This is a genomic window from Variovorax jilinensis (assembly GCF_030316885.1).
GTDB lineage: Bacteria > Pseudomonadota > Gammaproteobacteria > Burkholderiales > Burkholderiaceae_C > Variovorax > Variovorax jilinensis.
Genome location: NZ_JASZYQ010000003.1, coordinates 607,549 through 618,709 on the forward strand (window position 1 = coordinate 607,549; position 11,161 = coordinate 618,709).

Consider the following 11,161-nt stretch of genomic DNA (forward strand, 5'->3'; position numbering starts at 1 on the left):
CACCGGGATGGCCGGAAGGACGATCTGGAAAGGTGCGATCACTTTCGGGCTGGTGCACATCCCGGTCGGCCTCCATACGGCCACCAGCGAGCAGGGCGTCGACTTCGACTGGCTCGACAAGCGAACCATGGACCCGGTCGGCTACAAGCGGATCAACAAGAAGACCGGCAAGGAAGTCGACAAGGACGACATCGTCAAGGGCGTGGCCTATGCGGAAGGCAAGTACGCCGTGATCTCGCCCGACGAAATCGAGGCGGTATACCCCCGTACGACGCAGACGATCGAGATCCTGCGCTTTGTCGAGGCCGCCGAAATCCCCTTTGTGTACCTCGAACGCCCCTACTACGTCGAGCCGATCAACCGGGGCCAGAAGGTGTACGCGCTGCTGCGTGAGACATTGCAAAAGACCGGCAAGCTCGGTCTTGCCAAGGTGGTGATCGCCACCAAGCAACATCTGGCCGTGCTGGTGCCCTCGGAGCGGGCACTGGTGCTGAACCTCATGCGCTGGGGCGACGAGGTCAGGAGTCTCGACGGCCTCGAACTACCCCCGGCGGGCCTCAAGGCGACGAAGATCAGCGCCGCCGAGATGAAGATGGCCGAGCAGCTCGTGTCCGACATGACCGGGCCCTGGAAGCCGGACGAGTTCAAGGACGAGTTCAAGCACGCGGTCATGAAGCTGGTCGACAAGAAGGTCAAGGCCGGCGATACCGAGACCGTGATGGAGCCCGAGGAAGAGTCGTCGCACGAAGGCGCCGAGATCATCGACCTGACCGAGCTGCTGCAACGCAGCCTCAAGGGCCGGCACAGGAGCGGAAGCGCAGCAGGCGCAAGCAAGGGCGCCGCCACGAAGAAGAAGCCGAAGACAGCCGCGAAGACTTCGAGCAAGGCCCCGGCGAAGCAGGTGCGCAAGGCCGCATGAAGAGCCTGACTGCCGGCGTTGCGCGGCCTGCCCCGCCGATGCTTCCACGCCACCCTCCCCTGTTCGAACCCACTGGAAAGTGGCATCCTGCGCGACTCGGGTTCATTCCCGACCCCGCATCGCCTACGCCTCGGAGGTAGCAATGGCTGCTCGCTCGATCGCATCGCTCTCGCTCGGATTCGGCCTCGTGTCGATCCCGGTCAAGCTTTATTCGGCCACCGAGAGCAGCGGCACGATCCGCTTCAACCTGCTCACGCGCGACGGGTCGCGGGTCAAGCAGCAATACGTGTCGGAGAAGGATCCGGGCACCATCGTGCCGCGCTCCGAGATGATCAAGGGCTACGAGTTCGAGAAGGACCGCTACGTCCTCTTCACGCCCGACGAACTCAAGGCCGTCGAGGAAAGCGCCAACCACACGGTCGAGATCGTCAGCTTCATTCCCGAGAAGGCGGTCGACCCGCTCTACTACGACAAGGCCTACTTCCTCGCACCCGACAAGCGAGGCGGCAAGTCGTATTCGCTGCTGCGCGCCGCAATGCAGAAGAGCGGCCGCTGCGCCCTCGCCAAATGGGCCTGGAAGGGAAAGCAGTACGTCGTCCAGGTGCGTGCAGCCGACGACGGCCTCGTGCTGCAGCAGCTGCTCTACGCCGACGAGGTCCGATCGATGAAGGAGCTCGAGATCGAGGACGTGAAGCCATCGGACGCCGAGGTCAAGCTCGCGCTTCAGCTGATCGACCAGATCGCGGCCGACAACTACGACCCGGCCGAATACGTCGACGAAGAAAAGCAGCGCATCCTGGCCGCGATCGACGCCAAGATCGCCGGCAAGCAGGTGGTGGCGACCGAAGAACGCGAAAGCGAGAGCAGCGGCCAGATCATCGACCTGACCGAGATGCTCCGTGCGAGCCTCGTGCGCGGCGGTGCCGGCGCTGCGCGTGCACCGCGCAAGGGCGCCGGGACGGCTCCCGAAGAGGTCACGCCGCTGGCCGCCAAGAAAGGCATCAGGCGCGCTGCGGCCAAGCCGGCCGCCGAAGAGGTCGCGACACCTGCACGCGCGCGATCGCGCAAGTGAGCGGGCCAGAGGCCGAGGCGCCGCACACGCTGCGTGCCCTCCAGGAAATGCTGGGGCTTTCGCGCAGCGCGGTATCGCGACTGATCGCCCATGGCTTCGTCACGCCTGCGCGCGGGCCACGCAACGAATACCGCTTCTCGTTTCGCGACGTCGTGCTGCTGCGCACCGCCCATCGGCTGCAGCAGGCGGCGATTCCGACGCGACGCATCGTGCGGGCGCTGCAGCGCCTTCGGGCCAGCCTGCCGGCCGAGTTGCCCTTGAGCGGCCTGCGCATCACCGCGGTCGGCAGTTCGATCGCGGTGCACGAGCGCGGCAGCCGCTGGGAGGCCGAGTCGGGGCAGCTGCTGATGGATTTCGAGGTCGAGGCGCTGCCGGGCTCGGTGGCTTTCGTTGACCATGGGCGCAGCGCCGCTTCGTCCGCGTCGTTGCCACTTCCGCCCGAGCCGGCGCCCTCGAGCGACACCGTGTTCGCGCAGGCCGAGGCGCTCGAGACAGCCGACCCGGCCACCGCCGAGCGCCTCTACCGAGCGCTGCTCGCAGATTCACCGGGCCATGCCGACGCCTGCCTGAACCTCGGCGCGCTGCTGAGCGAATCGAACCGCGGCGCCGAGGCGGTGGCGCTCTACGACCTCGGACTGCGTCACTCGCCGTTGGCGACCTTGCTGCATTTCAACCGTGCGGTCACGCTCGACGACCTGGGCCGCCTGGAGGAAGCGCTGCAAGGCTACGAAAGCTGTCTCGCGATCGACCCCGACTTCGCGGACGCCCACTTCAACGCCGCCCGCCTCTACGATCATCTGGGCGACCAGAAGCAGGCGATCCGCCACTTCAGCGCCTACCGCCGACTGCAGAAAAAGCGGTGAGGGCGGGCATTGTTGGCAGTCCGGCCCGATAGGCGGCGAACCTGCGCCGCCGGAGCGCGTCCAAAATATCAAGCGCCGGACGGCTTTCTGCCATCCGGGATTCCCACCGCCTCCATACCGCGCCCCTCCATGGGCTGTCGGACGAGCAAAATCCATGACCATGAATTCAGCAGGAGACACCGGCCTCGACAGCCTGGACGGCTGGGCCGCGCACATCGCGGCCGTCACGGCTCGCGTCGATCCCCGCGCCGGCGGCATGATCGAGCGTTCGATCGGCAGCCTGCTGGGCGTGGTGCGCGAGCAGTTGCAACTCGAGGTCGTCTTCGTGGGCGAATTCGTCGACGGCAACCGCGTGTTCCGCCACATTGCGACGCGCACCGACGATGCCGTGATCAAGCCCGGCGAGTTCCATCCCACCGCCGAGACCATCTGCCAGCGCATCGTCGACGGCCGGCTGCCCTCGGTCATGCACGACGTCGCCAGCGTGCGCGAACGATACGGTCTTCCTGCGTACTACGGGCTGATCGGCGGTCACATCGGCGTGCCGGTGCGCCTGGCCGACGGCACGCTGTACGGCATCCTGTGCGGCTTCAGCTTCACGGCGGCGCCGCACCTGCAGGAACGCGATGTCAAGCGCATGGAGATGGCGGCCCACGCCACCGCACGGCTGATCGCGCAGGCCGAAGGCCGCGACATCGAACCGGATGCAGCCGCCCATTGATCTGCGTTGCGCGCAAGGCAGGCACCGCCGAAAAGGGGAAGCACTATCACCTTCGGCTCGCCGATCCGCCGAATGGCGGATTCACATTTCCCGCCGAGGCGCCCAGACTGCGCTGATCGCACTTCCAGGCCTTCGGCGCGACAAATCATGTACACCGAACTCGAGATCCCGCATCCGTTCCCGCAGCCGGGACCGGCGGCTTGGGCATGGCGAAGGCCCCGCACCCAGTGATTGCCATCAATTCCGTACGCCGCAAGTCGGCCCTGCTGGCTGCCGTCTCGGTGCTGCTGGCCGCCCTCGGCCTGCAGGCCTACGCGCTCGGCTACCCGATGGGGATGTCGATGCTCGCGGTGTCCACGGTGCAGGCCGGCATCTGCTCGGCCATGTTCTCGAGCCGCTTGCTGAAGGCGGCGGTGGCGACCAACTTCCTGCTCTTCGCATTCCACGCGCTGGTGATCACGCATTTCCTGCTGCGGCCCGGATCGCCCGCCGTGTTCGACGTCGCGGACTTCGCATGCGCCGTTTTCGCGGCCGCCTCGCTGGTCTTCACGCCGGTCGAGACGATCGCGCTGATCGTGCGACGGGCCTATCTGCAGCGCCCGCGCCGCGGCACGCCGCGCTGAACGGTGCGCGCCGCAGTTCCTAGCGAATCAGGGCCTGCAGGTCCCGGAAGCGCGGATGCTCCGCGCTGCGGAGCCATTCGAAACCGACCATCTCGGTGGTGACCAGTTCGGCGCCGGCGCCGGCCAGCCGATCGAAGGCCGCGTCGCGGTTGCGTTCGGTGCGCGAGCTGCAGGCATCGGTCACGACCCAGACTTCGAACTCGTCCTCGAGCAGGTCGAGTGCGGTCTGGAGCAGGCAGACGTGGGCTTCGCAGCCCGCGATCACGATCGTGTTGCGCTCCTCGGCGGCCGCAGCCGGCTTCTGCAGGTGCTTGGGCAGGCTGCGCGCGTTGCCCTGCGGTGCCTTGGCAGGCGCACGCAGCCACTCGACCAGGCCTTCCTCCGCGCCGCTGAAGTGCATCTTGGCAAGGGTGCGCTGGCACAGCGCGCGAATCGCGGGCAGGTTCTCGCCCAGCTTGGAGGGGTTCTGCTCGGTGCCCCAGATGGGCACGTCGACCAGGCGCGCCATCTCGGCGAGTCGCACGGCGTTCTTCGCCACCGCTTCGTCTTCGAAGATCGCAGGCATCAGGCGGGCCTGGTAGTCGACCAGGAGCAATTGGGATTGGGAGGCGTCGAGCAGCATGGATTCGTTCTTTGGCAACCCCAAACCGTACCACCGAATCGAACCGCCATGCACTCAGCCCGGCGCCGGGCCGCCCCAAGGCGCCTCGCGGCCCCGGCCGGGGGCAAGCCCACTCCGGAGGGAGCGCGGGGGCCCTATCAATCGGGCCGGAGCCGGATCAGCTTCCCGTCCGACTCATCCGTGAGCACGTAGATGAGCCCATCCGGGCCCTGTCGCACGTCGCGGATGCGGGCGCGGCCATCCTCCAGCAGCTTGTGCTCGGCCACCACCTTGCCGTCCTTCAGTTCGATCCGGTCGAGGTAGCCGAACTTGAGCGAGCCGACGAAGAGATTGCCCTTCCAGGCAGGGCCGTAGCGGTCGCTGGTCAGAAAGGCCATGCCGGAAGGGGCGATCGACGGCACCCAGTAGTGCAGCGGCTGCTCCATGCCCTCGCGGCGGGTGATGCCCTCGCCGATCCGGCCGCCGCCGTAGTTCTCGCCGTAGGTGATGACCGGCCAGCCGTAGTTGCGGCCTGGCTGGGGGACATTGATCTCGTCGCCGCCCTGCGGGCCGTGTTCATGCATCCAAAGCCGGCCGTCGGGCGACAGGGTGGCGCCCTGCCCGTTGCGGTGGCCGTAGCTCCAGATCTCGGGCAGCGCGCCGGCCCGGCCGACGAAGGGGTTGTCAGGCGGCGCCTTGCCGTCCTTGGCGATGCGCACCACCTTGCCGAGGTGGTTGTCGAGCTTCTGGGCGTCCTCCTTGCGGCTGAAGCGATCGCCCAGAGTGAGAAACAGCGTGCCGTCGCGCGCCTCGACGATGCGGCAGCCGAAATGGTTGCGGCTCGCGACCTTGGGCCGCTGGCTGAAGATCACGCCGACGCCCTCGAGCCGGCTACCGTCCTCGGACAGGCGGGCTCGCGCGAGGGCCGTGCCGTTCCCGGAGCCGCCCGATTCCGGCTCGGAATAGCAGAAGTACAGCGTGCGGTTGCGCGCGAAGTCCGAATCGAGTTGCACGTCGAGCAGGCCACCCTGCCCGCCGGCCGCGATCTCGGGCAGGCCGGCCAGTGGAGCGCCAGCCTTGCCGTCGGCCGAGACGATGCGCATGCGGCCCGCCTTCTCGGTCACGAGGAATCGGCCGTCGGGCAGGAAAGCCACGCTCCAAGGGTTCTGCAGGCCGCTGGCCACCACCTCGGGCCGCGGCGCGGCGGTCGCGATGCCCAGGTGAACGAGCAGGCCGATGAGGATGAGCTTGAGGATCCGGGAAACCGATGCGGTCATGTGCTGGCGGATGAAGTGGCAGGCCGAGGCCGGGTGCTCCAACTTAGCGTACTTTGCAATTCCTTTTTCTTACATCTGCAAAAGCGCTTATGCCGCATAACGGTGACTTTTACATTTGGGAATGTGAGGAAAAGAAAAATCCTGAGGAATGACAAGGATTTACAGGCAAAATCGTGAATTCGCATGAAATTGACACCTCAAGGTGTCGTCCATATCCTACGCGCCATGCGTCTAATTCTCCTATCGGCAAGCCTCCTGCTTGCCTTCGCCGCTCACGCAGCTCCGCAGCAGCTCGATCGGACAGACGATCACCACTCCACAACGGCGATGACTGAAAAGGGCCTGATGGGCCAGTTCCAGCAGGTTCGCCAGACCGTCGCCGATCGCACCTCCGACCTGGTCGTGACCGCCATCGGTTTCCTGGGCGTACCGTACCGTCGCGGCGGCAACACGGCCGAGACCGGCTTCGACTGCAGCGGCTTCGTGCGCGCCATGTACAACCAGACCGTCGGCCACCTGCTGCCGCGCCGCGCCGAGGAACAGGCCGCCGCCACGCAGAAGATCGACCGCAGCGACCTCAAGCCCGGCGACCTGGTCTTTTTCAAGACCATGAAGCGCGCCTTCAGCCACGTCGGCATCTACGTCGGCGAAGGCAAGTTCATCCATGCGCCGAAGCCCGGCGCAGAGGTCCGGGTCGAGGACATGAGCGGCAGCTACTGGCAACGCCGCTTCAGTGGCGCCCGCCGGGTCGCAGCGGCCCAGGACGATCTGGTCAAGGTCTCGGGCGACTGACCCACGAGGTCACGGGCCGCTTCGCCGGCAGCCCGACACATGAAAAATCCCGCACTCGGCGGGATTTTTCATTGGGGCGCCGCCCGGGCGCTCAGCGCTTGACCGGCGGCAGGTCGGTGCAATGCCCGTGCACCGCCTCGGCCGCGAGGCCGATGCTCTCGCCGAGCGTCGGATGCGGATGGATGGTCTTGCCGATGTCGTAGGCATCCGCGCCCATTTCGATCGCCAGCGCGATCTCGCCGATCATGTCGCCGGCATGGGTGCCGACGATGCCACCGCCCACGATGCGATGCGACTCGGCATCGAACAGCAGCTTGGTGAAGCCCTCGTCACGGCCGTTGGCGATCGCCCGACCCGAGGCGGTCCACGGGAACAGGCCCTTCTCTACCTTCACGCCCTCGGCCTTCGCCTGATCCTCGGTGAGGCCGACCCAGGCCACTTCGGGATCGGTGTACGCCACGCTCGGGATCACGCGCGCATTGAAGGCCGCGCTCGCGAGTTCGCGGTCGCCCTTCTGCTCGCCCGCGATCACCTCGGCCGCCACGTGGGCCTCGTGCACCGCCTTGTGCTCGAGCATCGGCTGGCCGACGATGTCGCCGACCGCGAAGATGTGCGGCACGTTGGTGCGCATCTGGATGTCGACCGGGATGAAGCCGCGGTCGCTGACCGCGATGCCGGCCTTCTCGGCGCCGATCTTCTTGCCGTTGGGGCTGCGCCCCACCGCCTGCAGCACCAGGTCGTACAGCTGAGGCTCCTTGGGCGCCTGCTCGCCTTCGAAGCTCACGCGTATGCCTTCCTTGGTGGCCTCGGCGCCGACCGTCTTCGTCTTCAGCATGATGTTGTCGAAGCGCGGCGCGTTGAGCTTCTGCCAGACCTTGACCAGGTCGCGGTCGGCGCCCTGCATCAGGCCGTCGAGCATCTCGACCACGTCGAGCCGGGCGCCCAGCGTCGAATACACCGAGCCCATCTCGAGGCCGATGATGCCGCCGCCGAGGATCAGCATGCGCTTGGGCTCGATGCCGAGCTCGAGCGCGCCGGTGGAGTCGACCACGCGCGGATCGTCCTTGGGCATGAACGGCAGGTGCACGGCCTGCGAGCCCGCGGCGATCACGCAGTGGCGGAACTTGACGGTCTGCGCCTTGCCGGTGGTCGCCTGGCCGCTGCCGCTCGTTTCCTGCACCTTCACGTGGAAGGCGTCGATGAATTCGCCGACGCCGCGCACGGTCGTGACCTTGCGCATCTTGGCCATCGCGGCCAGGCCGCCGGTGAGCTTGGAGACCACCTTGTTCTTGCGGCCCAGCAGCTTGGCGCGGTCGATCGCCGGCGCCCCGTAGCTGACGCCGAGGTCGGCGAAGTGCTTGACCTCGTCGATCACGGCCGCCACGTGCAGCAGCGCCTTCGACGGGATGCAGCCGACGTTGAGGCAGACGCCGCCGAGCGTCGCGTAGCGCTCGACCAGGATCACCTTGAGGCCCAGGTCGGCAGCCCGGAACGCGGCCGAGTAGCCGCCCGGGCCGGCACCGAGCACCAGCAGGTCGCAGTCGAAGTCGACCGCGCCGGTGTAGCTGGAAGCCGCCGCAGGCGCGCTGACGGGTGCGGCGGCTGCGGATACTGGCTTGGCGGAAGGTGCTGCCGCCGCAGGAGCTGCAGCGGCGGGCGATGCCGCAGCCGGAGCCGGCGCAGGCGCCGCAGCGGCACCCTCGGCGGCGTCGAGCGTCAGCACGACCGAGCCTTCCTTGACCTTGTCTCCGACCTTGACCGCGAGCGACTTCACGACGCCCGCATGCGACGACGGGATTTCCATCGAGGCCTTGTCCGACTCCACCGTGATCAGCGACTGCTCGGCCTTCACCGTGTCGCCGACCTTGACCAGCACCTCGATCACCGCGACTTCGTCGAAATCGCCGATGTCCGGCACCTTGATTTGTAGTTCGCTCATTTGGACACCTTGAGTTTGAGTGAGAGTGTCTCGACCGGACCGGCCGAGTTGCGATCGAATTCGCAGGCCGCGGCCACGCCGGCCTCGGCCACCTCGCGCGCCGAGCGCGCCTTGTCATACACCGCATGCATGGCACCGAGCGCGAAGCTGCGTCCCGAGCCGATGCTCCAGAACTGCTTGAACTCGAACACCTCGCGGTAGCTGTAGATGCCGTAGATGCCGCTCGAATTGGCCAGCAGCATCGTGAACTGGCTCGACTCGTAGGGCTCGTGCTCGTCTTCCTTTGGCTGCAGGAAGAACGAATCCTTGAGCACCGGATGCAGCAGCGTGAAGGTGCGGAAGATCTCGTCCTTGCTGCCGAAGCGCAGCGCTTCCGCCGGCTGTGCCGCGAGCGCGTGCTGAAGCACCAGGAAGTGCGCCGCCGCGCCGGCCAGCGCGAAGATGCTCTGGCCCGCCGCGTCGTTCACCATGAACAGCTTCCTGTTCGCCTCGGCGCGGTGCGAGAGCCGCGTATCGCCGAAGGTCACGAGGGAGTCAGCCGACATCACGACCTGGCCGCCCTTGCGGACGGCCACGACAGTTGTCATAGGGGCTCGCGCCGGGCCGCCCCAGGCGAGCCGCCCCCTCGAGGGGCAAGCGCCGCAGGTGCTCCGGGGGTGTTCATAGCAGCACGCGTCGGAAGTCCGCGAGCACCTGGCCCAGGTAGGCGTTGAATCGCGCCGCCGAGGCGCCGTCGATCACGCGGTGGTCGTAGGACAGCGACAGCGGCAGCGTGAGGCGCGGCACGAACTGCTTGCCATCCCACACCGGCTTCATCTGCCCCTTCGAGAGGCCGAGGATCGCGACCTCGGGCGCGTTGATGATCGGCGTGAAGTGCGTGCCGCCGATGCCGCCCAGCGAGCTGATCGAGATGCAGCCGCCCTGCATGTCGGCCGAGCCGAGCTTGCCGTCGCGCGCCTTCTTGGCGAGCTCGCCCATCTCCTGGCTGATCTGCAGCACGCCCTTCTTGTCGGCGTCCTTGAGCACGGGCACCACCAGCCCGTTGGGCGTGTCCGCCGCGAAGCCGATGTTGTAGTAGTTCTTGTAGACCAGCTGGTCGCCGTCGAGGCTGGTGTTGAAGTCGGGGAACTTCTTGAGCGCCGAGACCATCGCCTTGATCACGAAGGCCAGCATCGTCACCTTGACGCCCGACTTCTCGTTCTCCTTGTTGGTGGAGACGCGGAAGGCCTCGAGCTCGGTGATGTCGGCCTCGTCGTTGTTGGTGACGTGCGGAATCATCACCCAGTTGCGGTGCAGGTTGGCACCACTGAGCTTCTTGATGCGCGACAGATCCTTGCGCTCGACGCTGCCGAACTTCGTGAAGTCGACCTTGGGCCATGGGATCAGGCCCAGCGCCTCTCCGCCACCGCCGCCGGCCGGCGCCGTGGCGCCCGCGGCCTTGGTGCTAGCGGCGCCGCTCATCACGGCCTTGGTGAAGGCCTGAACGTCTTCCTGGGTGATGCGGCCCTTGAGGCCGCTGCCCTTGACCTCCTCGAGCGGCACGCCGAGCTCGCGCGCGAACTTGCGCACCGAGGGCGAGGCGTGCGGCATCTTGCCGCTGGGCGCCACCGTCGGGTCGTGCGCCGGTGCCGCCGCAGCGGGTGCCGAGGCCGCAGCAGCAGGCGCCGGGGCGCTCGCCGATGCCGGCGCAGCAGCCGATGCAGCCGCGGCCGCCGGGGCAGGCGCCGGGGCCGGCGCCGCTGCGCCGCCACCGCTGCCTTCGACGATCGCGATCAGGTCGCCGATGTTGACCGTGTCGCCGACCTTGACCTTGAGCTCCTTGAGCACGCCCGCGGCCGAGGACGGAATTTCCATCGAGGCCTTGTCCGACTCGACCGTGATCAGCGACTGCTCGACCTTGATCGTGTCGCCGGGCTTGACCAGGACCTCGATCACCGCGACGTCCTTGAAGTCGCCGATGTCGGGCACCTTGACCTCGATCGGGCCGGCTGCAGCAGCCGGAGCCGCCGCAGCGGCAGCCGCCGGCGCGGGCGCAGCCGCCTGGGGTGCGGCCGCAGAAGCCGTGGCCGTGGCCGGGGCCGGCGCCGGGGCGGCGGTTGCGCCCGCGGCCTCGCCTTCGAGCACCAGCACCACCGAGCCCTCCTTGACCTTGCTGCCCACCTCGACCTTGAGCTCCTTGACCACGCCGGCCTGGCTCGACGGAATCTCCATCGAGGCCTTGTCCGACTCCACCGTGATCAGCGACTGCTCGGCCTTCACCGTGTCGCCGACCTTGACCAGCACCTCGATCACCGCGACCTCGTCGAAGTCGCCGATGTCCGGCACCTTGATTTCCACTGTTGCCATATCGTGTC

11 protein-coding genes are annotated in these 11,161 nt (G+C 67.3%); 6 read left to right on the plus strand and 5 right to left on the minus strand.

Annotation, left to right across the window (positions count from 1 at the left end):
• Positions 1 to 7 precede the first annotated feature (7 nt).
• From ku (QTH87_RS14455) to QTH87_RS14475, 5 genes are all read left to right on the plus strand, one after another.
• Entirely contained in the window at positions 8 to 919 is a 912-nt protein-coding gene (gene ku / locus QTH87_RS14455; RefSeq protein ID WP_286609947.1) for a non-homologous end joining protein Ku, read from the plus strand.
• 142 nt (positions 920 to 1,061) lie between these two features.
• Positions 1,062 to 1,991 (plus strand): non-homologous end joining protein Ku, encoded by a 930-nt coding sequence (gene ku / locus QTH87_RS14460; protein ID WP_286609948.1) that lies wholly within the window; start codon positions 1,062 to 1,064, stop codon positions 1,989 to 1,991.
• A complete protein-coding gene (locus QTH87_RS14465; RefSeq protein ID WP_286609950.1) occupies positions 1,988 to 2,854 on the plus strand; it encodes a tetratricopeptide repeat protein in 867 nt (288 codons plus the stop codon). The genes ku (QTH87_RS14460) and QTH87_RS14465 overlap by 4 nt, the downstream gene beginning before the upstream one ends.
• A 160-nt stretch (positions 2,855 to 3,014) precedes the next feature.
• The gene (locus QTH87_RS14470; RefSeq protein WP_286609952.1) at positions 3,015 to 3,575 is read left to right on the plus strand and encodes a GAF domain-containing protein; all 561 of its coding nucleotides are present in this window, start codon (positions 3,015 to 3,017) and stop codon (positions 3,573 to 3,575) included.
• Positions 3,576 to 3,802: 227 nt separating this feature from the next.
• Positions 3,803 to 4,198, plus strand: a complete 396-nt coding sequence (locus QTH87_RS14475) for a hypothetical protein (protein ID WP_286609953.1) — start codon at positions 3,803 to 3,805, stop codon at positions 4,196 to 4,198.
• A 19-nt stretch (positions 4,199 to 4,217) separates the two neighbouring features.
• Here QTH87_RS14475 and QTH87_RS14480 read toward each other — a convergent pair whose 3' ends face one another.
• Together QTH87_RS14480 and QTH87_RS14485 are read right to left on the minus strand one after the other, a co-directional pair.
• Complete coding sequence (locus QTH87_RS14480) at positions 4,218 to 4,820, minus strand: isochorismatase family protein (RefSeq protein ID WP_286609955.1); 603 nt, start codon at positions 4,818 to 4,820, stop codon at positions 4,218 to 4,220.
• A gap of 137 nt (positions 4,821 to 4,957) precedes the next feature.
• Complete coding sequence (locus tag QTH87_RS14485; RefSeq protein ID WP_286609957.1) at positions 4,958 to 6,076, minus strand: PQQ-dependent sugar dehydrogenase; 1,119 nt, start codon at positions 6,074 to 6,076, stop codon at positions 4,958 to 4,960.
• Between the two features lie 225 nt (positions 6,077 to 6,301).
• Between QTH87_RS14485 and QTH87_RS14490 the strand changes: the two genes are divergently transcribed.
• Complete coding sequence (locus QTH87_RS14490) at positions 6,302 to 6,868, plus strand: C40 family peptidase (protein WP_286609959.1); 567 nt, start codon at positions 6,302 to 6,304, stop codon at positions 6,866 to 6,868.
• Positions 6,869 to 6,959: 91 nt separating this feature from the next.
• On the opposite strand, the gene lpdA is transcribed toward QTH87_RS14490, so the two are convergent.
• From lpdA to aceF, 3 genes are all read right to left on the minus strand, one after another.
• Complete coding sequence (gene lpdA, locus QTH87_RS14495) at positions 6,960 to 8,807, minus strand: dihydrolipoyl dehydrogenase (protein ID WP_286609961.1); 1,848 nt, start codon at positions 8,805 to 8,807, stop codon at positions 6,960 to 6,962.
• The gene (locus QTH87_RS14500) at positions 8,804 to 9,394 is read right to left on the minus strand and encodes an MFS transporter (RefSeq protein WP_286609963.1); all 591 of its coding nucleotides are present in this window, start codon (positions 9,392 to 9,394) and stop codon (positions 8,804 to 8,806) included. Before QTH87_RS14500 ends, lpdA begins: the two co-directional genes overlap by 4 nt.
• Positions 9,395 to 9,467: 73 nt before the next feature.
• Positions 9,468 to 11,153, minus strand: a complete 1,686-nt coding sequence (gene aceF, locus QTH87_RS14505) for a dihydrolipoyllysine-residue acetyltransferase (protein ID WP_286609964.1) — start codon at positions 11,151 to 11,153, stop codon at positions 9,468 to 9,470.
• Between the last annotated feature and the right edge of the window lie 8 nt (positions 11,154 to 11,161).